At 58.8% G+C, this 20,033-nt stretch carries 22 protein-coding genes and 2 pseudogenes; 10 read left to right on the top strand and 14 right to left on the bottom strand.

The window, feature by feature from the left end:
* Window positions 1-147 precede the first annotated feature (147 nt).
* The 3 genes from pcnB (at window position 148) to A7P97_RS06030 (ending at window position 2,879) form a co-directional block, all read left to right on the top strand.
* Window positions 148-1,521, top strand: a complete 1,374-nt coding sequence (pcnB, locus tag A7P97_RS06040; RefSeq protein ID WP_067530793.1) for a polynucleotide adenylyltransferase PcnB — start codon at window positions 148-150, stop codon at window positions 1,519-1,521.
* Window positions 1,522-1,654: 133 nt separating this feature from the next.
* The gene (gene folK / locus A7P97_RS06035) at window positions 1,655-2,149 is read left to right on the top strand and encodes a 2-amino-4-hydroxy-6-hydroxymethyldihydropteridine diphosphokinase (protein ID WP_067530792.1); all 495 of its coding nucleotides are present in this window, start codon (window positions 1,655-1,657) and stop codon (window positions 2,147-2,149) included.
* A 70-nt stretch (window positions 2,150-2,219) separates the two neighbouring features.
* Complete coding sequence (locus A7P97_RS06030; protein ID WP_067530791.1) at window positions 2,220-2,879, top strand: deoxynucleoside kinase; 660 nt, start codon at window positions 2,220-2,222, stop codon at window positions 2,877-2,879.
* 45 nt (window positions 2,880-2,924) lie between these two features.
* Here the strand turns inward: A7P97_RS06030 and A7P97_RS06025 are convergent, their stop codons facing one another.
* The 3 genes from A7P97_RS06025 to A7P97_RS06015 form a co-directional block, all read right to left on the bottom strand.
* Window positions 2,925-4,421, bottom strand: coding sequence for a YifB family Mg chelatase-like AAA ATPase (locus A7P97_RS06025; protein ID WP_067530790.1), 1,497 nt, complete (start codon window positions 4,419-4,421; stop codon window positions 2,925-2,927).
* Between the two features lie 10 nt (window positions 4,422-4,431).
* Entirely contained in the window at window positions 4,432-4,707 is a 276-nt protein-coding gene (locus tag A7P97_RS06020; protein WP_067530789.1) for an accessory factor UbiK family protein, read from the bottom strand.
* A gap of 123 nt (window positions 4,708-4,830) precedes the next feature.
* Window positions 4,831-5,286, bottom strand: coding sequence for a DUF4149 domain-containing protein (locus tag A7P97_RS06015; protein WP_067530788.1), 456 nt, complete (start codon window positions 5,284-5,286; stop codon window positions 4,831-4,833).
* Window positions 5,287-5,435: 149 nt separating this feature from the next.
* Here A7P97_RS06015 and ttcA point away from each other — a divergent pair, with 149 nt between their 5' ends.
* The 3 genes and pseudogenes from ttcA to A7P97_RS11050 all read left to right on the top strand — a co-directional run bounded on the left by ttcA (window position 5,436) and on the right by A7P97_RS11050 (window position 7,565).
* Window positions 5,436-6,389 (top strand): tRNA 2-thiocytidine(32) synthetase TtcA, encoded by a 954-nt coding sequence (gene ttcA, locus A7P97_RS06010; protein ID WP_067530787.1) that lies wholly within the window; start codon window positions 5,436-5,438, stop codon window positions 6,387-6,389.
* Window positions 6,379-7,062: a CPBP family intramembrane glutamic endopeptidase gene (locus tag A7P97_RS06005; RefSeq protein WP_067525630.1), complete on the top strand. Its 684-nt coding sequence runs from the start codon at window positions 6,379-6,381 to the stop codon at window positions 7,060-7,062. Before ttcA ends, A7P97_RS06005 begins: the two co-directional genes overlap by 11 nt.
* A gap of 47 nt (window positions 7,063-7,109) precedes the next feature.
* Window positions 7,110-7,565: pseudogene (locus tag A7P97_RS11050) on the top strand (DUF6678 family protein).
* Window positions 7,566-7,619: 54 nt separating this feature from the next.
* Here A7P97_RS11050 and hemH read toward each other — a convergent pair.
* From hemH to A7P97_RS05985, 3 genes are all read right to left on the bottom strand, one after another.
* Window positions 7,620-8,633: a ferrochelatase gene (gene hemH / locus A7P97_RS05995; protein WP_067530786.1), complete on the bottom strand. Its 1,014-nt coding sequence runs from the start codon at window positions 8,631-8,633 to the stop codon at window positions 7,620-7,622.
* Window positions 8,634-8,689: 56 nt separating this feature from the next.
* On the bottom strand, window positions 8,690-11,080 hold the full coding sequence (locus tag A7P97_RS05990; RefSeq protein ID WP_067530785.1) for a DNA translocase FtsK: 2,391 nt from the start codon (window positions 11,078-11,080) through the stop codon (window positions 8,690-8,692).
* Between the two features lie 334 nt (window positions 11,081-11,414).
* Entirely contained in the window at window positions 11,415-11,720 is a 306-nt protein-coding gene (locus A7P97_RS05985) for a hypothetical protein (RefSeq protein WP_156497488.1), read from the bottom strand.
* A 437-nt stretch (window positions 11,721-12,157) separates the two neighbouring features.
* On the opposite strand from A7P97_RS05985, the pseudogene A7P97_RS05980 reads away from it, so the two are divergent.
* A pseudogene (locus A7P97_RS05980) lies at window positions 12,158-12,493 on the top strand (heavy metal translocating P-type ATPase metal-binding domain-containing protein); the annotation flags it as partial.
* Window positions 12,494-12,671: 178 nt separating this feature from the next.
* A complete protein-coding gene (locus A7P97_RS10725) occupies window positions 12,672-13,004 on the top strand; it encodes a LysR family transcriptional regulator (RefSeq protein WP_231865662.1) in 333 nt (110 codons plus the stop codon).
* Between the two features lie 127 nt (window positions 13,005-13,131).
* Here A7P97_RS10725 and A7P97_RS11045 read toward each other — a convergent pair whose 3' ends face one another.
* Both A7P97_RS11045 and A7P97_RS10420 read right to left on the bottom strand, forming a co-directional pair.
* Window positions 13,132-13,596, bottom strand: a complete 465-nt coding sequence (locus A7P97_RS11045; RefSeq protein ID WP_197474176.1) for a UbiD family decarboxylase — start codon at window positions 13,594-13,596, stop codon at window positions 13,132-13,134.
* The gene (locus tag A7P97_RS10420; RefSeq protein ID WP_197474175.1) at window positions 13,593-14,516 is read right to left on the bottom strand and encodes a UbiD family decarboxylase; all 924 of its coding nucleotides are present in this window, start codon (window positions 14,514-14,516) and stop codon (window positions 13,593-13,595) included. Before A7P97_RS10420 ends, A7P97_RS11045 begins: the two co-directional genes overlap by 4 nt.
* 311 nt (window positions 14,517-14,827) lie before the next feature.
* Between A7P97_RS10420 and A7P97_RS05965 the strand changes: the two genes are divergently transcribed.
* Together A7P97_RS05965 and A7P97_RS05960 are read left to right on the top strand one after the other, a co-directional pair.
* Window positions 14,828-15,568, top strand: coding sequence for a hypothetical protein (locus A7P97_RS05965; protein ID WP_067530782.1), 741 nt, complete (start codon window positions 14,828-14,830; stop codon window positions 15,566-15,568).
* Window positions 15,569-15,624: 56 nt separating this feature from the next.
* Complete coding sequence (locus tag A7P97_RS05960; RefSeq protein WP_067530781.1) at window positions 15,625-16,266, top strand: NAD(P)H-hydrate epimerase; 642 nt, start codon at window positions 15,625-15,627, stop codon at window positions 16,264-16,266.
* A 108-nt stretch (window positions 16,267-16,374) separates the two neighbouring features.
* Here the strand turns inward: A7P97_RS05960 and A7P97_RS10415 are convergent, their stop codons facing one another.
* The 6 genes from A7P97_RS10415 to tsaB all read right to left on the bottom strand — a co-directional run bounded on the left by A7P97_RS10415 (window position 16,375) and on the right by tsaB (window position 20,025).
* A complete protein-coding gene (locus tag A7P97_RS10415) occupies window positions 16,375-16,818 on the bottom strand; it encodes a DUF945 family protein (RefSeq protein ID WP_255361622.1) in 444 nt (147 codons plus the stop codon).
* Window positions 16,819-16,971: 153 nt separating this feature from the next.
* Window positions 16,972-17,121 (bottom strand): hypothetical protein, encoded by a 150-nt coding sequence (locus A7P97_RS10140; RefSeq protein WP_156497487.1) that lies wholly within the window; start codon window positions 17,119-17,121, stop codon window positions 16,972-16,974.
* Between the two features lie 178 nt (window positions 17,122-17,299).
* Window positions 17,300-17,638 (bottom strand): hypothetical protein, encoded by a 339-nt coding sequence (locus tag A7P97_RS05950; RefSeq protein WP_067530779.1) that lies wholly within the window; start codon window positions 17,636-17,638, stop codon window positions 17,300-17,302.
* 223 nt (window positions 17,639-17,861) lie between these two features.
* Window positions 17,862-18,890: a uracil-DNA glycosylase family protein gene (locus A7P97_RS11040; protein ID WP_067530778.1), complete on the bottom strand. Its 1,029-nt coding sequence runs from the start codon at window positions 18,888-18,890 to the stop codon at window positions 17,862-17,864.
* On the bottom strand, window positions 18,884-19,327 hold the full coding sequence (rimI, locus tag A7P97_RS05940) for a ribosomal protein S18-alanine N-acetyltransferase (RefSeq protein ID WP_067530777.1): 444 nt from the start codon (window positions 19,325-19,327) through the stop codon (window positions 18,884-18,886). Before rimI ends, A7P97_RS11040 begins: the two co-directional genes overlap by 7 nt.
* A complete protein-coding gene (gene tsaB / locus A7P97_RS05935) occupies window positions 19,324-20,025 on the bottom strand; it encodes a tRNA (adenosine(37)-N6)-threonylcarbamoyltransferase complex dimerization subunit type 1 TsaB (RefSeq protein ID WP_156497486.1) in 702 nt (233 codons plus the stop codon). The genes rimI and tsaB overlap by 4 nt, the downstream gene beginning before the upstream one ends.
* Between the last annotated feature and the right edge of the window lie 8 nt (window positions 20,026-20,033).

Raw genomic sequence — 20,033 nt, 5'->3', positions numbered from 1 at the left:
CCTGTGGTGCGGGGTAGCGGCGATTATAATGGAAAGCGCTTGGTTTGGCAGCCGTTGCGGTGAAAGGTTATACTGCGCACTTTATCTGAAACACGCGCCTGCGTGCACACCGCAGGCTACCTGAAAAACAAGAAGAGAATATCCCCTATGCTGACTAGATGGCTGCGCAAAATCCTGCCGGGCAAACCTGAAGCCGCCGCAACATATTCACACAAACAGGTGCTGCCGCAAAACGAACACGGCATCACGCCGGACGAGATCAGCTATGCGGCGGAAAAGGTGGTGTCGCGGTTGCAGCAGGCCGGGTTTGAGGCTTATGTGGTAGGCGGCGCGGTGCGCGATTTGCTTTTGGGCATCGAGCCGAAAGACTTCGACGTGGCCACCAACGCCCGCCCGGAAGAAGTGCGCAAAGTATTCCGCCGCAGCCGCATCATCGGCCGCCGCTTTCAGATTGTGCACGTGATGGTGGGGTCGGAAACGATTGAAGTCACCACCTTCCGCGGCGGCCGCCGCCCCGCGCGGCAAAACGAACACGGCCGCATCATGCAAGACAACAGCTACGGCAGCATGGAGCAAGACGCCGCCCGCCGCGATTTCACCTGCAACGCCCTGTATTACAACCCCGCACGCGGGGAAATCACCGATTTCCATCACGGAGTGGCCGACATCCGCGCCAAACGCCTGGTGATGATTGGCGACACCCGCGCGCGCTATCAGGAAGACCCGGTGCGCATGCTGCGCGCCGCCCGGCTTTCGGGCAAACTCGGTTTTCAGGTAGCCCCCGACACCGCCGCGCCGATTGCCGAATGCCTGCACCTGTTGCCCAAAGAGCCGCTGGCGCGCCTGTTCGACGAAGTGATGAAACTCTTGTTTTCCGGCGCAGCCATCAGCTGCCTCAAACAGATGCAGGCTCTGGGCATGGATGGCCAAAGCGTGCACCCCCTGCTTGCTTGCGCCTTGGAAAGGCTACCTGAAAACCAAGGGTGCAGCATCGTGGCGCTTGCCCTCAACGGCACCGACAGCCGCCTGCGCGCCGACCAAGGCGTATCGGTGGGTTTTGTGCTGGCCGCCGTATTGTGGCCGCAGGTGCTCGAGGCCTGGCAGCGCGCTCAGAATAGCGGGCTCAGAACCATGCCCGCGCTCAGCACCGCCGTGGCCGAAACCCGCGCCCACATGGAAAAAGGCTGGGGCGTGCCACACCGCTTCACCGCCTCGATGCGCGAAATCTGGCAGCTCCAGCCCCAGTTTGAGCACCGGCGCGGCGCCCGCCCCTTCCGCCTGCTCGCCCAGCCCCGTTTCCGTGCCGCCTACGATTTCCTGCTGCTGCGCGCCCGTGCCGGCGAAGTGGGGCAGGGCATTGCCGACTGGTGGACAGCTTTCCAAGAAGCCGATGAAGAACAGCGCAAGCAGATGATTCAAGCCGCCGAACAACGCCCCGACAGCGGCGATGCCCCGGCCAAAAAACGCCGCCGCCGGCGCAAGAAGAAAACAGATGCGGTAGATAAGGGCGCGGCTGAATAGGCGGCATTGGGTTGAAGCAGCCATAGGTCGGATCCTCGAATCCGACACCTCATTCAAAGGCTACCTGAAAAATACCGACAACTCCGTTTTCAGGTAGCCCCAATTCCAATCACTCCATGATTAAAAACGCCAAATGAAGCAAGCCATTATTGCCTTGGGTAGCAACCTCGAACAGCCCGTTTCCCAGCTGCAAAACGCCCTGGCCGCGCTGGCCGCACATCCGCAAGTGCAGGTGCTGGCCGCTTCCTCGTTTTACCGCACCGCGCCGGTGGGCTATGCCGACCAGCCTGACTTCATCAATGCCATGGCGCTGCTCTCTACCGATTTGCCCGCTGCCGAACTGCTCGCGCTGCTGCACCAAACCGAAGCCGCCGCCGGCCGCGTGCGCAGCTTCCGCAATGCCCCGCGCACGCTGGATTTAGACTTAATCGACTACGCCGGCCAAACGCTCGACAGCCCCGCCTTGCAGCTGCCGCACCCGCGCGCCCATCAGCGCGGCTTCGTGATGATTCCCCTGGCCGAAATCGCCCCGCAGCACATCTTGCCCGGCCAAACTACCACCGCTGCCGAGCTGGCCGCCACTCTGGGCAATGAAAGCGTGCAACGTTTAGATGGAACAGAGAGTTAAGTTTTCAGGTAGCCTTTGAAAGGCTGCCTGAACCCCCGAAAGGCTACCTGAAACATTCCAAGGAGAAACTATGCAGTCAGACTACCGCTACATTGTTGTGGAAGGCCCCATCGGCAGCGGCAAATCCCCGCTTAGCCGCAAGCTGGCCGAGCATTTCGGCTGCACCCTCATCAGTGAACAGCCCGAGCAGAACCCGTTTTTGGAGCAGTTCTACCTCAATGCCGCCAACCACGGCCTGGCCGCCGAGCTCTACTTCCTGCTACGCCGCACCGAAACGCTCAACCTCATCGCCGCTGCCGACGAAATCGGCAATGCCAACCACAGTATGCAGCGTGTGGTGAGCGATTTCTTATTGGAAAAAGACCAGATTTTCGTGCCCACCATCCTGCGTGAAGACGAGCAGGCGCTGTATTGGCAGCTCAAGCAAAAAATCATGCCCGAAATTCCCGTGCCCGATTTGGTGATTTACCTGCAAACCAGCGCCGGTGCCGCCGAAGCGCAGCTGCGCAGCCGGGGCGACAACCACATCAACCTGTTCCCGCCCGGCTACCTGCAGCAGGTACACGAGGAATACCACCGCTATTTCTACCTCTACGACCGCGCCCCGCTGCTGATTGCCAACACCGAAGAGCTGGATTTTGTGAACAACCCCGACCATTTTCAACTGCTGCTGCACGCTATCGCCAATATGCGCGGCAGCCGGCATTATCTGAATTTGAGCGAACGCTAGGGCGGAATGGTAAAGGCTACCTGAAATGTTTCAGGTAGCCTTATTTTAAGACGGGGTGCGGCGGAAGCTCACGGCCTGCATCACGTGGCGCTGGTTTACGGTTTCGCTGCCGGCCAGGTCGGCCAGGGTGCGGGCGATGCGCAGGATGCGGTGGTAGCTGCGGGCGGAAAGCGAAAGTTTTTCCAGCACGGCGGAGAGGGCGGCTTTGGCTTCAGGCTCGACGGCGGCCAGTTCGTCCAGCTCGGTTACGTTGAGCAGGGCGTTGCTTTTGCCCTGCCGCCGTTGTTGGCGCTCGCGCGCGGCCAGCACGCGTTCGCGAACGGCGGCGCTGGGCTCGCCGGGTGTGGCTTGGGTAAGCTCGGCGGCGGAGAGGGCGGGCACTTCGATAATCAAATCAATCCTATCCAGAAGCGGGCCGGAAATTTTGCCGCGATAACGGGCGATGCTTTCGGGCGTGCAGCGGCAGGGTTTGGCGGGGTGGCCGAGGTAGCCGCAGGGGCAGGGGTTCATGGCGGCGACCAGCTGGAAGCGGGCGGGATAGGTGGCTTGGCGGCTGGCGCGGGAAATGTGGATAAGGCCGTTTTCCAGCGGTTCGCGCAGCATTTCCAGCACCTTGCGGTCGAATTCGGGCAATTCGTCGAGAAACAATACGCCGTTGTGCGCCAGGGAAATTTCGCCGGGTTTTGGGTCGGAACCGCCGCCCACCATGGCGGCGGCGCTGGCGCTGTGGTGCGGCGAACGGAAGGGGCGGCGGCGGGAGAAGCTGTGCTGTTGGGGCAGCAGCGAGCGCAGCGCCCAGGTTTCGGTGATTTCGTCGTCGGAGAGAGGCGGCAGGATGCCGGGCAGGCGTTGCGCCAGCATGGATTTGCCGGTGCCGGGCGGGCCGCTCATCAGGATGCTGTGGCCGCCGGCAGCGGCAATTTCGAGCGCGAGCCGCGCGGTGTGCTGGCCTTTTACGTCTTGCAGGTCGGGATAGGGCGCTTCTTCGGCCGCTTCGGCACGGGCTTGGCAGCGGGGCAGGGAGGCGATGCCGTTGAGGTGGGCGGCCACGGCCACCAGGCTTTCGGCAGCCAACACTTCGGCACGTTCAATCAGCGCGGCCTGCCCGGCGCTCTCTGGCGGCAAAATAAAATGCCGCCGCGCCTGCGTGCTCTGCCACACCATGGCCAGCGCGCCGCGCACCGGGCGCAGCAGGCCGGACAAGGCCAGTTCGCCGGCTAACTCGTATTGCGCCAATTCTTCGGGCGAAATGGCGATTTGGCCGGAGGCGGCGAGGATGCCCACGGCAATCGGCAGGTCGAAACGGCCGGATTCTTTGGGCAAATCCGCCGGGGCGAGGTTGACGGTGATTTTTTTGGCGGGGAAGTCGAAGCCGCTTTGGATGATGGCGGCGCGCACGCGGTCGCGGCTTTCTTTCACTTCGGTGTCGGGCAGGCCGACGATATTGAATGCGGGCAGGCCGTTGGCCAAGTGGGCTTCCACTTCCACCAAGGGCGCGGCCATGCCGCTGAGCGCCCGGCTGTATACCACCGCCAAACTCATGCCGCGCTTCCTATTGCTGTTCGGAAGGATTGGGCAGGGCGGCCGGGGCGGCGGCTTCCAGCTTGGCCAGGCGCGCTTCTAAGGCGGCCAGCTTTTCGCGGGTTTTGATGAGCACCTGCTGTTGGATGTCGAATTCTTCGCGCGTTACCAAATCGAGCTTGCCGAATGTGCTGCCGAGCAGGGTTTTCACGTTTTTTTCCACGTCTTTCACCGGTTTCACCGGGCTTTCGGCAATGGCGTTGCCGATTTTTCCGGCGAGTTCGTCGAGGATTTGTTTGGCCAACATGGGGTTTCCTTTATTTTTGAAGAGTTGGAATGAGGCGCATTGTATAAGTGCGGGAATAGGGCGGCAAGCAGTAGAGGCTACCTGAAACGCGGCTAAACTTTCAGGTAGCCTTTTCAGCCCGATTTATTGCCACTCGAAACGCAGCAGGCGCATGATTAAAAACAGGCCGAGCAGGCTGATGAGCACATATAGGCTGCTGGACATGCTGTGCCAGAAAGACAGCCCGCCGCCGAGTAGGTTGGAGAGCCAATGCGCCTGCCCGCTGCGGAGGGCACGGATAAGCGGTACCAGCGCAAATTGCGAGATGGCCAGCAGCAGCCAAGTGAGGGCGGCGATGCGTGAGCTGAGTTTGCTGCGTTGGCCGTAGCTGCGTTTCTGTGCCGAGAGGCCGGCCAAATAAAGGATGGCCCACACAAACAGCCCGATATAGTTCACCGCGCTAAACAGCGCGCCGGCCAGGCTGCCAGCCTGCTCTTTGGGCAGAGATTGGAACAATAGCGGCGCCACGCCATAGCCGGCCAAAAGATACGCGCCAAACCACACGGCGGCCAACAGGGCCAACACTCGATTTGCAAACATTCGTTTCCTTTCCCTGCTTTTTGTTTAAAACGAAACGCAGTGTACCGTATTCTTTGCATACTTTCAGCTGTCGGGCCGATACTTTACCTGCTATAAAATCAGCCTACATTGCGTTACAATCCCGCACTTTACGTTGCCGACACATCATTATGTCCAATAAACCAAAACACGAACACGAAGCCAACAAACTGCACAAACGCCTGCGCCACGCCGTGGGCCAAGCGATTAACGATTTCAATATGATTGAAGAGGGCGACAAAGTCATGGTCTGCCTCTCCGGCGGCAAAGACAGCTACGCCCTCTTAGACATCCTACGCCACCTGCAAGCCTCCGCACCGATCGATTTCGAGCTGGTGGCGGTGAACCTCGACCAAAAACAGCCCGGCTTTCCCGAACACGTGTTGCCAGAATATCTGACTTCTATCGGCGTGCCGTTCAAAATTGTGGAAGAAGACACCTATTCCACCGTGAAGCGCGTGTTGGACGAAGGCAAAACCACCTGCTCGCTGTGCAGCCGCCTGCGGCGCGGCATCCTCTACCGCACGGCCAAAGAGCTGGGCTGCACCAAAATCGCGCTCGGCCACCACCGCGACGACATTCTCGCCACCCTGTTTTTAAACATGTTCTACGGCGGCAAACTCAAAGCCATGCCGCCCAAACTGGTGAGCGACAACGGCGAGCACATCGTGATCCGCCCGCTGGCCTATGTGAAAGAAAAAGACTTGATCAAATACGCCGAAATCAAGCAGTTCCCCATTATCCCCTGCAACCTGTGCGGCTCGCAGCCCAATCTGCAGCGGCAGGTAGTGAGTGAAATGCTGAAAGATTGGGATAAACACTTCCCCGGCCGTATCGAAAGTATGTTTTCCGCGCTGCAAAACGTGGTGCCCTCGCATTTGGCCGATACCGAACTGTTTGATTTTGCCGGTTTGCAACGCGGTCAGACCTTGAAACACGGCGGCGATTTGGCCTTCGACAGCGAAACCGTTTTCTTTAACGCCCCGCGTGACAATGAAGACGAAGGGCTACCTGAAAAACCCGCACGCAAAGTGATTAATATCTTGGGCAGCAAGCCGAAAACCGGAGTCTGCGGTGCGGGATAAATTCATTTCACTCTTACAGTTTATTCCCCTGCTGATACTGATGCAGGTGCTGCCGACATTGGCCTGGCTGCTCGGCGGCATGGGCAGAAGCATGGCTGCCCAAGCTGTGGCTGCACTGCTGTTTACGGTTGCCGCCGTGGCCATGTGCAGGCTATCCCTGCAGCTCTACCTTAAGCAGGCAGACGGCTATTTCCATGATTGGCAAAGCCGGTTTTCCGGCAAAAAACTGTTGTGGGCGGTGGGCTATATTGCGTTGATGCTGGCCACCAACCCGCTCTATGAAATACTGATGGCTGCGCTGGGCCTAGAAAGCAGCGTGGACAACCTGCAAAATCAGCGCATGGTTATGGAAATGCTGCAACGTGCCCCGCTGACGATGGCGGCCTATATCCTGCTATTTGCGCCGATTTTGGAAGAGCTGCTGCTGCGTGGCATTTTTTTCCAAAGCTTCGGCAGCGTAGAAAACCGCACCAAACGCTGGCTGTTGCTGTTGCTGTCTGCCTTCATCTTCGGCAGCCTGCACAGCCCGCCGGTACATTACGATTTCCTGTTGTATTTCACCATAGGACTGGTGCTCGGCGCGGCCTATCTACACACCAGAGATTTGAAATACCCGATTTTGATTCATATGGTAAACAACACATTGGGCTTGGCCGGGATGTTGTTTGAGTAAGAATGGGGGAAGGCTACCTGGAAGCAGTTTGATTTTTGGGTAGCCTGATGGAGATGTCGATGCCAACAGACGAATGGGCGGAGCTCAAAAGCAAACAAGAACGCTACCGCCGCCGCGTGCGTGAATTTGTGCAGCAAAACAGACTGGTGGGTGCGATGAACAACACCAAATGGCGGGAGCTGCGTGAGGCAATGGATGAATGGAAAATGCGCCGGCCTATGAAATCAAGTATTTGTTTGACGAAATATCGGAAGCGGAGGTTGAGCAAGCCATAGCTGAAACAACGGTGGCAATCGGCGATTGGGGCCATGAGCATTTTTATCCGATGTTCGACATTAGAATGGGTGAAAATTCGGAAATTGCGCTCGGTGTTTCGCGGGCACCTGATTGCGCGGGAAATCGTGGATAATAGCGAGGGTATCCGCGCGATATTGGATCGGTTTGCCATTCCATATGTGGAGGGCGAGTTGTGCTTCACGGTATATGGCTACCTGAAAGTTTGAGTGCCGGAAAAGCAAAGATACAGGCTACCTGAAAGTGTTTCAGGTAGCCTCTCTCTACACCCAGCCGCTTAAGTTTTCTTGTGCGATATCGGCCAGAGCCTCGATGAAGATGGGGTTGTCGTTGAGGCAGGGGATGAAGCGGAAGGTTTGGCCACCGGCTTCGTGGAATTGTTCGCATCCTTTTATCGCGAGCTCTTCTAGGGATTCCAGGCAGTCGCTCACGAAGCCTGGGCAGAAAATGTCGAGCTCGCGGATGTTGTGTTTGGCAGGCAGTTCGGTGAGCAAATCGGTGGTGGCAGGACCTATCCAGCGGTTGCGGCCAAAGTGGCTTTGGAAGGCGATATACCATTCTTGGGTGGTGAGCTGCAGGGCTTTAGCCAGCATTTCTGCGCTGGCATGGCATTCGGCCTCGTAAGGGTCGCCCTGCTGCACGGCGGCTTTGGGGATGGCATTAAAGCTGAACAGGATGCGTTGGCTGCGGCCGTGCAGCTGCCAGTAAGCGCGGATATGTGCGGCCATGGCTTGGATGTAACTGGGGTGGTTGTAGAAGCGGCTGATGGTGCGCAGACTGATTTGGTTGCGCTGTTGGAGCAATACGCTCAACACCTTATCCAGCGCGGCGCCACTGCTGCTGGCAGCGTATTGCGGATAGAGGGGGATGGCGAGCAAGCGGTCTACCCCTTGGGCTTTCATGACGGCGATGGCATCGGCCACGGCAGGCACGCCGTAGGACATGGCGTGTCCCACCAGCACTTGCGGCAGCTCGGCTTGCAGGGCGGCAGCCTGTTTGGCTGTGAACACAGCCAGCGGAGAGCCTTCTCTTTGCCAGATCTGGCGGTAGCTATGTGCGCTTTTTTTTGCACGGAAGGGCAGGATGATGCCGTGCAGCAGCGGCTGCCACAACAAGCGTGGCAGCTCGACCACGCGCGGGTCGGACAAGAATTCGCGCAAGAAATGGCGCATGGCTTCGGGGGTGGGCGCAGCGGGCGTGCCGAGGTTGACCAGAAGAATGCCGACTCGAGCTTGCTGCCGGCCGCCGTGTGGCGGCTCGGGTTGGAAGTGGGGCATGGGGCTCCTTGGGTGTTTTTATTGGAGGCTACCTGAAAACATCGGCTCCAATATTTCTATAAGTCATCCTTCCTTGCCAATATTTTACGCGCTCCACTCACATCGGCGGGGGAAACGATGCCCGCGTCTTCCAAAGCCTGCATCAGGTTGGCGGCTCGGTTGTAACCGATGCGCAGTTGGCGTTGCAGCGAGGAGATGGAGGTTTTGCGGCTTTCCAGAATAAAGGTGACGGCTTGGTCGAACATTTCGTCGCCGGCAGCATTGGGGCTGACGGCGTTTACGGTTTCCTGCGCTGCTTCGCCGGAGAGCAGGCCTTCGATGTAGTTGGCACCCTGCTGGCGTTTGGCAAAGGAGGCCACTTCGTGCACTTCGTGGTCGCTCACAAACGCGCCTTGCAGACGCACGGGCTCGGCGCTGCCGGGCTGAAGGAAGAGGAGGTCGCCGTATTTGAGCAGGTCTTCCGCGCCCATCTGGTCGAGGATGGTGCGGCTGTCGATGCGGCTTTGCACAGTGAAGGCCATGCGGGTGGGGATGTTGGCCTTAATCAGGCCGGTTACCACGTCCACGCTGGGGCGCTGGGTAGCCACAATCAGGTGCATACCGGCGGCACGGGCTTTTTGTGCCAGGCGGGCGATTTGCGTTTCCACCGCCTTTTTCTCGGTCATTATCAAATCAGCCAATTCATCAATCACAATCACGATATAGGGCAGCTTTTGCAGCGGCTCGGGCTCGTCGGGGTTGGGGCTGAAGGGATTGGGCAGCGGCTTGCCGGAAGCGGCGGCCTCGGCCACTTTTTGGTTGAAGCCGGCCAGGTTGCGCACGCCGGCATGGGCGAGCAGGCGGTAGCGTTTTTCCATCTCGGCCACACACCAATTCAGCGCCTGCCCGGCCTCGCGCATATCGGTTACCACCGGGCAGAGCAGGTGCGGAATGCCTTCATATACGGAAAGCTCCAGCATTTTCGGGTCGATCATGATAAATCGCACTTCATCCGGCGCGGCCTTATACAGCATCGACATAATCATGGCATTCACGCCCACCGATTTGCCCGAGCCGGTCATGCCGCCCACCAGAAGATGCGGCATTTTGCCTAAATCAGCCACCACCGGCTGCCCGGCAATATCTTTGCCCAAGGCCACGGTGAGCTTGGACGGTGCGGCGGCAAACACCGGCGAAGACAAGATTTCGCGCAGCAGCACTTCCTGCCGCTTCTCGTTCGGCACTTCGATGCCCATGGTGCTCTTGCCAGAAATGGTTTCCACCACGCGCACCGACTGCATGGAAAGCGAACGCGCCAAATCTTTGGCCAGATTGGTAATCTGGCTGCCTTTCACGCCCTGCGCCGGCTCGATTTCAAAACGCGTAATCACCGGCCCGGCGGTGGCGCTCACCACGGTAACCTGAATGCCGAACTCGGCCAGCTTGGCCTCGATGCGCTCGGCCATGTGCTGCAGGGCTTCGGGATTGATTTCTGGTTTGTGCTCCTGCGGGCGCGTGAGCAAATCCAATTCCGGCAGCAGATATTCGCCGTCTTCAGCCTGCCGTTTGGGGGCAAACAAATCTTTTTGCCGCTCGGGTGCTGGTTTTTCTTTTTCAGGTAGCCCCTGACTGGCGGGCTGGTTAATCTGCACCGCCACCGGCTTGCGGTTGCTGCTGGCACCTTCCACCGTTGCCACTTCTTCGGCGGTAATTGTTTTCGCCGTGCGCACCATGCGGCGGACAAACTTCGCATTCGGTATGTCGCGCACAAACTGGTGCGGCTGGCGGATAAGCCGATACCATAGCCATTCCAGCTGCGCCCCCGCCTTTTCCAACAGCGTGAGCCACGACACCTGCAATAGCAGCGACAGCCCCGCCACAATCAGCACTGCCTGCACCAGCAGGCTACCTGAAACCCCCAGCAGCCGCATAAAGCCGCTGCCGAGTGATTGGCCGATTAAGCCGCCCGCGCCCATCGGCAGGCTGTCATGCAATTCTGCCGACCAGGCCGCTGCCTCCAAAAGCGGACTGCCAAATAGCAGCAGCGCCGCACCGCTCAAGCCCATGCCCAAGTGATACGGCTTCTTGCTGCTCTGCTTCACGCTGCGGAAATTGCGGTAGAGCCACACCGCTGCCGCCAGCAGCAGCCACCACACCGACAGCCCGAACAGATAATAGGCCACATCGGCCGTGTATGCGCCCACGAGTCCGGCCAGATTGTGCGGCTCATTATCGGTGGGGATGCTGCGCGACCAGGCTGGGTCGTCCATGGTGAAGCTCGCCAGCGCCAAAGCCAGGCACACAGAAAACAGCAGCACCAACAGCCACAGCATATCTGCCAGCAGCGAAATGGATTGTGACGCCGCCGTAGCCGCCGAAGGCATATGGCTCCGGCGCGCGGATTTGGAAGGGGGATTATGCCGGTTTGGCTTCGGCTTGGCGGGTTTGCGGGAAGGTTTCTTGCTCATATTTCACAACTGCCGGCAGCCTGATGGGGGCTACCTGAAAAACGGTGGATAACTGATTACAGCCTGGGATTACAGCCAGGGATGACGGCTGGGGGCGGCCATACAAAACGCCGCATTATAGCAGTATTGCCCAAGGCTCGGCGCGGCAAGGGCGGGCGGAAAAGGCTACCTGAGAATTTCAGGTAGCCTTTCGGGTTTGACTTGGCGAGGTAGGGTATGTGGCGCAGCCACGCACGCGGATAGGAACTTAACTTCAAGCAACGCGTGCGTGCGTTCCGCAACACCCTACCCATGCTGCCACTATGCGTTGCAGTACGACGGCTCGGAATGGGCGTTATTGCGCCGAATTGTTGGCAGCAATACGGCTGACTTTGCCGTTGCGCACGAAAATGGTTACGCCTTCGGTTCTTCTTGGCAGATATGTTCCGGCATTGGTCGCCACGGGGCTGATCCCTCTGGCTACCACTTGACCTAGCACCGGATTTTTGCTGGTAGTGCTCAAAGCATTGAACTGAGACCAAGCGATGCTGCCTGCCGCGTTTACCATACTGGTCGTTGTTTCATCCGCTTCCCGCGTACGGACGTAATTCAGTTGCAGCGAACCGCCGGCCTGTCTGGAAGAAGTGGGCTGGCCGCACAATTCGATAACTTCGTTATGGGTGGTTTGTCCCGGCTTGATGTTTTGACGAACCCAGTTGATGTTGCTGCAACTGTTTGCGGAACTGCCGCCGGGCAGGCCGAGGGTTTCACATCCGGTGAGCGTGAAAGCAGCTATAAATAGACAGATAGGTTTTTCATGTCCATCATAATTTCCTTAATTTACGAAATATTCGGTGCATTTCGGGCAATTTGCCTGCCGTCATGCCTTAAAACATCGGATACATCGCTCTGAAAATACTGCCTTCACAGCTTGCTGGGAATATAGCTGGTTTAATAATTTTTTGCAAGCAAATCTTTTTAAATTTGAATGCGATACATCAAATATCGGTATCAATCCGCTTCTCATCAGATTATTCCCGCCCCGAAAATTTTCAGGTAGCCTATAATCCGCGCCGTCCTATAAGCAAAGCACACACCATGAGCCACACCGAATCCCAAGCCAACACCTGTTTCTACTGCGGCCTACCCGTGCCGCGCGGTTTGGATTTGCCGATTGAATTTGAAGGCGTGTGCCATCCGGCTTGCTGTGCGGGCTGCCAGGTGGTGGTGCAGCTGGGCAGCTACTACTCCCGACGCACGGCGGAGGCGGAACAGGCGGTGCCGCCGCCGGAAGTGCTGGAGCAGCTCAAGCTGTATGAGTTGCCGGATATACAGGCGGAATTTGTGGAAGTGAAGGCGGAAAACGAGCGAGAGGCGGTGCTGATACTGGGCGGGATAACCTGTGCGGCCTGCGTGTGGCTGATTGGGCAGCAGCCTGAGCTCGCTTTTGGTTTCCGCCAATGCCTTGCGCCTGTTGCGGCGGGCAAAATAGGGGAAGGCTACCTGAAAATAGGTATGGCAGGGCGGCGAGGATAGAATGCTTAGTAAATCAGCAGCTCGCTGTTTTGCCTGGTTTCTAATTCAGTACGACTAAAAATCAAGGAGAAACGCCATGGACATTAAACGGCTGAAATACTTCTGCACCGTGGTGGAATGCGGCAGCTTCACCAAGGCGGCGGAAATGTTGCATATTTCCCAGCCGCCGTTGAGCAAGCGGGTGCAGGAGTTGGAGCAGGAAATCGGTACGCCGCTGCTGTTTCGCGATGGTGGGCGCATTCGGCCCACACCCACCGGTTTTTTCCTTTATGAGCGGGCGCTGGAGATTTTAGTGGGCATTGGGAATGATGATGCGTTGTTTGCCCATGATTACTCCTTGAGTGGATGGTGTGGGATGCGCTTAGGTTTTCAGGTAGCCTCTACGGCTTGGCCATATAAGGCTGAGTGAGGCTACCTGAAACCTTTTTGCCTATGCTTCAAAGTCAGGCAGGAAGCGTTTTACGTCTACTTCCATAAACTTGCAGCGCTGGAAGTGCTCTTTCAGGTGCAGCGGCACGGTGCAATCGAAGATTGTTTTACACGATGTGCCTTCCTGAATCAGACGGTTGCTGAACGCCGGCGATTGTGATGGGTCGAGCGGATGGCAGCGCACGCCGGGGAAAGATGGTGTCGTTATCGCCCTGGTAGCGCGTTTGCATAGCCCACAAAACATCGTCGGTGTCGAAAATATCCACGTCTTCGTCCACCAGGATTACGTGTTTCAATTCGGGGAACGCGGAGAAGGCGAGCAGGGCGGCTTGGCGTTGGCGGCCTTCGTCGGCCGGCGTGATTTTCTTAAACTGCATCACAGCCAAAAGTTTTCCGCCGCCGGAAGAGTGGGCAAACACGTTTTGCAGGCGGCCGGGCATGGCGCGTTCAACCATATCCAGAATGCTGGCTTCGGTGGGGATGCCGGCCATGTTTACGTGCTCTTCGCCCGGGCCCATGGTGGTGCGCAGAATCGGATTTTTACGGTGGGTAACCGTTTTCACTTTGATCACGGGCAGGGCGGCTTGGCGTCGCCAGTGTAGCCGGGGAATTCTGGCATGGCCTTGCCGGTGTTGCTGTTTTGATCTTCGCGCACGCGTACATCGGGCAGCAGTTCGCCTTCAATCACCACTTCGGCATGGGCGATGGCGCGTTCGTTGATGGTGAGGCATTTGGCCATTTCCACTCCGTGGCCGCGCAGCGCGCCGGCAATGCTCAGTTCGTCGAAGCCCAGCGGCGTGGTGGGCGGCTCGAAGCAGGCGGCGATTTCAATGGCGGGATCCACGCCGATGCTGATGGAAATCGGCAGCGGTTTGCCGGCGGCTTCGGCTTTTTGGCGGAAGGCGTCGATGTGGCGGCCGGGGGTAAGCCACATGGAAAGCTCGTCTTTGCTCTGCACACACAGGTGGTGGATGGTGATGTCGGATTTGCCGGTTTCTGGGTCGGAGGCATAGCACAAACCCATCGTGAAATAAGGGCCGGCGTCTTCCACGGTGTTGGTGGGTGCGGGCAGCAGGGTGCGCAGGTCGAAATCGGGATCGCTGGCTAGGTGCACCACTTCCTGACATTGCGGTTGCTGCCCTTCGCCGAGCAGTACCGGCGGAATGGGATTTTGTACGGAGTCTTTGAGCAGGAAGCCCAGGCGTTCGGGAGCACAATTGAGAAACTGGCCAACACGTTTGCGCGAGCCGACCAAGCCGATGGCTACCTGAATGCCGGGATAGCCTTTTACTTTGTTAAACAGCATGGCCGGGCCGTTTTTACGGGTGGGGCGCTGGCAGGTGCCGCCGGCACCAACGTAGCGGTATACGCCGGAGAGCTCGGCAATCGGATCAACTTCCACATCGGTGGACACCAATTCGCTGGGCAGGGTTTTTAAAAGCTCGATGGCGGAGCGCAGGTCGTGAACGGGGGATTTTTGCGGGTTCGGCATTTTCTACACCTCTCTGTTGCGTTGGGGGAAAGTTTTGAATGCCGTTGCAGTATAGGCGGCGGGTAGCCAATAGAAAAATACCGTTTTATTTGATGGGGGATACCAAAAAGATATGGGGAGAAAGAAGGTGGGATACAGGAGTTTCAGACTGCCCGAACTATTTGAGGCTACCTGAAAGCTCTGCTGCAACCAAGTTAAAACACTCTCTTTGCCGCAAATGTGAATTTCGGTATATTGCCGCTGTGTTATTTGAAATATTTTCAGGTAGCCTTTGCTGCCGGATTGAGCTCAATTTATATATAAGGAACGTCATGAACAAACACCTGCTCGCCATCCTATTGGCACTGGCCGCTTCCGCCGTCTTGGCCGCGCCTTATCAGCCGCTGAGCCTGCAAAGCTTGGTGAGTGGCAGCCCCGAGCATCCGCCGATTAATGTGAATATGCCTGCCGTGCAGCGTGCGTTCGATAATTTGGCTGCACACGCGGCGGAATATCCGGTGCAGTTCGACAACGATGCCGACCGCCGCCGCGCCATCGCCGATTTGCAGCCTTTGGGCGTGCTGCTCGACAGCCTCGTGCAAAACAATACGCTGCGTGCCGATGCCGCGCCCAGCCAAGGGTACTTGGCGCTCCTGCAAATGCGCGCTCGCCTAAACTGGATGGGGCATAACCTCGACCAAGCCGGCTATGCCGAGCGTGCCGAAGCCGACTATACCCGCCTGCTTGCCCTCGCTCCTGCCGCCGCCAAACCCGCCGTGCAGGGCGAATTCGGCAATTTCCTCGCTTCCGGCGCCCGCATGGAACGCGCCATTCCCATGTTGCGCGCCGCCTACCAAGCCGGCCATAAAGAAAGCGGCCGGGATTTGGCCACCGCCCTGTTAACGCAAAATAAACGCAGCGAAGCTCTGCCGCTGCTGCGCGAATATGTGCGCAACTTCCCGCAAGACCAAAAAGGCTGGGTCATCCTCAATGCGGTGGAACAGGGCAGGGTGGAAACGCACACGGTGTATCCGAGCCATTTGCAGCGTTTGTCTAAGCAGCATCGGCATTAAAATTGCCTTGCCTAGAAGGGCATAGAATTTTGCCCACACCAACACAGGAGAACACTATGCCGCAGAATCCCCCGAAAATCTATACCGCCGCCCAAATGCGCGAGCGCGAACAGGCTGCTGTGGCGGCTGGCACCAGCTTTTTGCAGCTGATGGAAAATGCTGGGCAGGCTGCTGCTGCCGATTTGCTGCGCCGACTGCCCATGCCGGGCCGGGCCCTACTGGTGTGCGGCAAAGGCAATAACGGCGGCGATGCGCTGGTGATTGCCCGTGTGTTGCAGCAGCACGGCTGGCAGGCCGATATTGTGCTGCTTTTGGGTACGGTACTGTCGGATTTGGCCGAAACCAACCGCCAACGCCTCCATGGTTTGGATGGTATCTGCTTCCTGCCGGCTGAGGCATTGCCTGCCGCGCTGGAGCAAGGCTATGGCTTGATTATAGACGGCATTTTCGGTACCGGTTTTTCAGGTAGCCTGCCGCCCGAGGCCGCTGAATGCTGCCGCCGCCTCAACCGCGCTGTCGGTTACAAAATGGCGCTCGATATCCCCACCGGCCTCAACGGCGACACTGGGGAAGCTGCTGCCGACACCTTCCGCGCCAACCTCACCTACGCCTTCGCCGCCCTCAAACCCGCCCACGCCAGCCCCGCCGCGCAGCAGTGGTGCGGCGAGATTGTGTGTTTGGATATCGGGATTGATTAGCTGCAGGCCTTCGATGCTGTGTTTGCTGCCTGCGCTTTGGGTGGAGTTGCTGTCGTCGCAGTGGCTTTGCTGGGTGATGTCGATGCGCTGGATGTGGAAATTGCTGCCCTAGGCGGTGGTTTGGTCGTTGATGCTTTGGGTGCCGGTGGTTTTAATTTGGCTGAAAACGATGCTGTTGCCAGGTGAACTGATGAAGGTGAGGGCGGCGAGGGTGGTTTCGCTGCTGCCGGTCTGCAGCTTGCCGTGGCCGAGGAAACTGTTTTGGCTGTGGTGGCTGAGGTTTTGCAGGCTGAAGCTGGTTTGGCCGGATTTGAGTTCGATGGCGGGGATGCTGAATTGGAGCTCGGTGGGGATGAGCTCGTTGTTTTCTTTGTACAGGCTGACTTGGCCGTTGATGTCTTGCCAGGTGAGGGTGTTGCCGTCTTTCTGCACGGTGCGGCCGGGGAGGTTGAAGCTGGTTTGCACGTTGCCGCCCCAGCTGATGTGGCGGCGGGCATTGAGGAGGAAGCCTTCTGGGAAATAGGTGTGGAGCTCCGGTGAGTTGGATACGATGTAGATTTTGCTGTCGATGCGGTAGCCGGAGAGAGAACGGTGGATGGTGTCGCTGCTCCGGATGGTAATTTTATTCCTAGGCTGGCAGGGGTCTAGAACGAGGTCGCCTTGCCATTGGGCGCTGCCGGACAGGGCGCCCAGTTTGGTTTGGGCTTAGAAGTTGGCCAAGCCGAATGAGCGGTGCATGAGCTCGGGTGAGTAGGCGTTGTCGGTGAGTTGTTGGTCAGCATAGAGGCTGCCGCCGGCGGCAGCGCCACCGAGTACGATGAGGCCGGCAATGCTGCCGATGATGGCTTTGTTCATGATGGGCTTTCGGGATGGTGGGGAGAGGAAATTTTAGCATGCCTGCGGTTTGCCGCCTGATGGGGGAATCAATAATTGCTTTGGTTCTGCTGAGGCAATGGTCGATTTGACTCTGGCTAAAAATTTTCAGGTAGCCTTTCGTGATGCAAAGGCTACCTGAAATAGTTTTGGCATGGGCTTACTTAACGATTTCCACCGGGCCGTGGTCATCGCAGTGGTCGCTGTGTTGGTGGTGCAGCCGGCCGTTTACGATGTAGTCGATGTGGTCGCCGTGCGGTACGGCTTCGTGGCCGCAGCCTTCGCCGTGAACATGGCCGTTACAGGTTTGCACGGGGTGGCAGCCGTCGGGGTTGGTGGCGTTTACATCGAGGCTGTGCTCGTCGTAGTGGCCGTTGTGTTCGTGGTGCAGGTGGCCGTCGTGGATGTAGTCGATGTGGTCGCCGTGTTTGATGGCGGTATGGTCGCAGCCTTCGCCGTGAACGTGTTGGTGGTTGGCATGGGTATGGCAGTTGCTCATTTTGTTTCCTTTCATAAGGGTGTGTTTATAGATGGGGTAATGATAGTGGAAATGGATGTTGGTTGCAAGTAATTTATTGATTTATATGAATTTATAATTCAGTATAACGTAACGGGGTAGGGTATAACATTGGCGAGTGTGGCTGGGTTTGTTTGGGTTGAATCGAAAAAATTTCAGGTAGCCTGCGGGGCAGAGGCTACCTGAAAAATATTGTGCGGCTTGCTTAGGCTTTGGCCAAGGCGGCTTTGAGCTGTTTGAGGCTGTGCCAGGTTTGGGCTTTGAGCTCGGGCTGGCGCAGGAGGATGGCGGGGTGGGGGACTGTGAAAGCGGGGGTGCGGCCGATGAGTTGTTCGAGCAGCCAGTGGCGGGCGGGGTCGTAGAAGCTGTTGCCGAGCAGGAGGACGGCTTGCGGCTGCACCCAGGCGAATTCTTGGCGGATAAAGGCGGCGCAGCGCACTTGTTCTTCGGGGGTGGTTTTGAGGGCGATGCGCGGTGTGCAGCGCAGCCAGGCGGTACGGAAGACTTGTTCGGGCGCCAGGCCGATGGCGGCGAGCATATTGTCGAGCAACCGGCCGTGCCAGCCGCTGATGAGCTGGCCGGTTTCGTCATCGCTGGGGGCGGGGTTGAGGCTGATCACCATGAGGCGGGCGGGCATGGCGCCGTAGCCGCTGAGGGCTTGTTTGCGCTGGCTGTGTAGGGAGCAGGTGGCACAGGCGGCGGCTTGCTGTTGCAGCTCTTCTATGTTGGCGAAGGTGGCAGGGGGCAGTGCTGCCCAAAGCCGTTGCACGACGGCGAGGGGGTCGCTTTCGTTATCGGTTTGCGTAGGTGTGGGCTGGAGTGGTTGGGAAGTGGCCATGGCAGCCAGCACGTCGGCACGGTGGCCTTGCGGGGGCGGCGCGGGGCGGGCGGCGGCCTGGTTGGGCGCAAGGGTGCGGTTTGGATGTTGCTGCAGCCCGCCGGCCTCGTTTTGCCGAAGCCCGCTCTGTTCATTTTCAGGTAGCCTGGTTTGGGCTGCGGCGGAGTGGGGCGGGATTGGTTGAAGCGCGTTGTGCCCGCTTGGACGGGGTTCGCTTTGCCTGTTTTCAGGTAGCCTTTGTTCGGCGGCGGGAGCGGTGCGGAGTTCGGTTTGCCCGTTTTCAGGTAGCCTTTGCGATTCGGGGCGGGTGTTTTCGGCAAGGCGGGCGCTGCGTTTGAGCCACATGGGGCCGAGGCCGAGGGCTTCGTGCAGGCGGGGGTAGCGGCTGCTCAGCATGGTTTCTCCATCAGCAGGGCGTCTTCGCGGCTGCCGTCGGGGCGGGGGTAGTAGCCGGGGCGGCTGCCGCAGGGGATGAAGCCGTGTTGTTGATACAGGGCGATGGCGGCGCGGTTGCTGTGGCGCACTTCGAGGAAGATGCGGTGGATGTTTTTGGCATCGGCCTGTTTGAATAGGTAATCAAGCAGCAGGCTGGCCACACCTTGGCGGCGGTAGGCGGGGGCGGTGTCGATGAGATGCAGCTCGGCTTCGTCGAGGATGGTTTGCCACACGATGAGCCCGGCCAGCTCGCGGCCTTGTTCGGCCAGCAGTACGGTTTCGTTGGCATGGCCGATGCAGGCGGCGAATTGCTTTTCCGACCAAGGGGAGGGGTTGCATTGTGCATCGAGCGCGGCCAGGGCGGCGCTGTCGCCCGGGCGGGCGAGGCAGACGATCATGCCGCTCCTTTGCGCGCGGCCTGTTCGGCGGCGGTGAGAGCGACTTTGTCGCGCACGTAGAGCAGTTCGGCCTCGGCGGCGGAAACGGCGGGATAGCGGTCGGAGGCGGCCAGCGCCAAGTAGTGCTCGGCGGTGGGCATGTCGGGTCGGCCGGGGAAGGGCGGGGGCTCGGGCAGGGCGAAAGCGTTGCCGATGCCGCTGATGCCGTCAGGGCTGAGGCTACCTGAAAAGTTTTCAGGTAGCCTGATTTCGGCAGCTTTGCCCACTTGGTAATCGCTCAAGCGTTGAGGGGTTTGGGTGTTGAACCAGGCATAGAACACTTCGCCCATGCGTGCATCGGTGGCAGCCAGTACGGCAGTTTGGCTGGGGCAGAGCGAAGCGGCTGCATCGAGGCAGGGTACGGGGATGAGCGGGATGCCGAACGGCGCAGCCAAGCCTTGTGCCACACCGGCGCCGATGCGCAGGCCGGTAAATGCGCCCGGGCCTTGGGCATAGGTGATGGCGGCCAGTTCGCGCACCGCCAGCCCGGCTTCGTCCAGCAGGGCGGCAATCTGCGGCAGGATGAGTTCAGACTGCCGGTTGCCGGTCTCCTGATGGAATAGACGGGTATGGCCGTTGTGCCGCAGCGCCAACGACAACCACTGGGTGGAGGTGTCGATGGCGAGCAGCGGCTGTTCGGCAAAGATGGTGTGGCTCATGCTGTACA

The sequence above is a fragment of the Eikenella sp. NML070372 genome, assembly GCF_001648415.1.
In the GTDB taxonomy this organism is placed as follows: domain Bacteria; phylum Pseudomonadota; class Gammaproteobacteria; order Burkholderiales; family Neisseriaceae; genus Eikenella; species Eikenella exigua.
Note: the sequence above shows the minus strand (reverse complement) of the source record. Positions and strands in the feature narration are given on the sequence as shown.

Excerpts from the sequence above, each read along its gene's own strand:
- A7P97_RS05990 (WP_067530785.1), bottom strand. The coding sequence starts at position 11,080 with ATGAGCAAGAAACCTTCCCGCAAACCCGCCAAGCCGAAGCCAAACCGG.
- A7P97_RS06025 (WP_067530790.1), bottom strand. The coding sequence starts at position 4,421 with ATGAGTTTGGCGGTGGTATACAGCCGGGCGCTCAGCGGCATGGCCGCG.
- tsaB (WP_156497486.1), bottom strand. The coding sequence starts at position 20,025 with ATGAGCCACACCATCTTTGCCGAACAGCCGCTGCTCGCCATCGACACC.
- A7P97_RS05960 (WP_067530781.1), top strand. The coding sequence starts at position 15,625 with ATGCCGCAGAATCCCCCGAAAATCTATACCGCCGCCCAAATGCGCGAG.
- A7P97_RS10725 (WP_231865662.1), top strand. The coding sequence starts at position 12,672 with ATGGACATTAAACGGCTGAAATACTTCTGCACCGTGGTGGAATGCGGC.
- A7P97_RS05965 (WP_067530782.1), top strand. The coding sequence starts at position 14,828 with ATGAACAAACACCTGCTCGCCATCCTATTGGCACTGGCCGCTTCCGCC.
- hemH (WP_067530786.1), bottom strand. The coding sequence starts at position 8,633 with ATGCCCCACTTCCAACCCGAGCCGCCACACGGCGGCCGGCAGCAAGCT.
- A7P97_RS10140 (WP_156497487.1), bottom strand. The coding sequence starts at position 17,121 with ATGAACAAAGCCATCATCGGCAGCATTGCCGGCCTCATCGTACTCGGT.
- ttcA (WP_067530787.1), top strand. The coding sequence starts at position 5,436 with ATGTCCAATAAACCAAAACACGAACACGAAGCCAACAAACTGCACAAA.
- A7P97_RS06015 (WP_067530788.1), bottom strand. The coding sequence starts at position 5,286 with ATGTTTGCAAATCGAGTGTTGGCCCTGTTGGCCGCCGTGTGGTTTGGC.
- A7P97_RS06030 (WP_067530791.1), top strand. The coding sequence starts at position 2,220 with ATGCAGTCAGACTACCGCTACATTGTTGTGGAAGGCCCCATCGGCAGC.
- A7P97_RS05950 (WP_067530779.1), bottom strand. The coding sequence starts at position 17,638 with ATGAGCAACTGCCATACCCATGCCAACCACCAACACGTTCACGGCGAA.
- A7P97_RS11040 (WP_067530778.1), bottom strand. The coding sequence starts at position 18,890 with ATGCTGAGCAGCCGCTACCCCCGCCTGCACGAAGCCCTCGGCCTCGGC.
- rimI (WP_067530777.1), bottom strand. The coding sequence starts at position 19,327 with ATGATCGTCTGCCTCGCCCGCCCGGGCGACAGCGCCGCCCTGGCCGCG.
- folK (WP_067530792.1), top strand. The coding sequence starts at position 1,655 with ATGAAGCAAGCCATTATTGCCTTGGGTAGCAACCTCGAACAGCCCGTT.
- A7P97_RS06020 (WP_067530789.1), bottom strand. The coding sequence starts at position 4,707 with ATGTTGGCCAAACAAATCCTCGACGAACTCGCCGGAAAAATCGGCAAC.
- A7P97_RS10420 (WP_197474175.1), bottom strand. The coding sequence starts at position 14,516 with ATGCCGAACCCGCAAAAATCCCCCGTTCACGACCTGCGCTCCGCCATC.
- pcnB (WP_067530793.1), top strand. The coding sequence starts at position 148 with ATGCTGACTAGATGGCTGCGCAAAATCCTGCCGGGCAAACCTGAAGCC.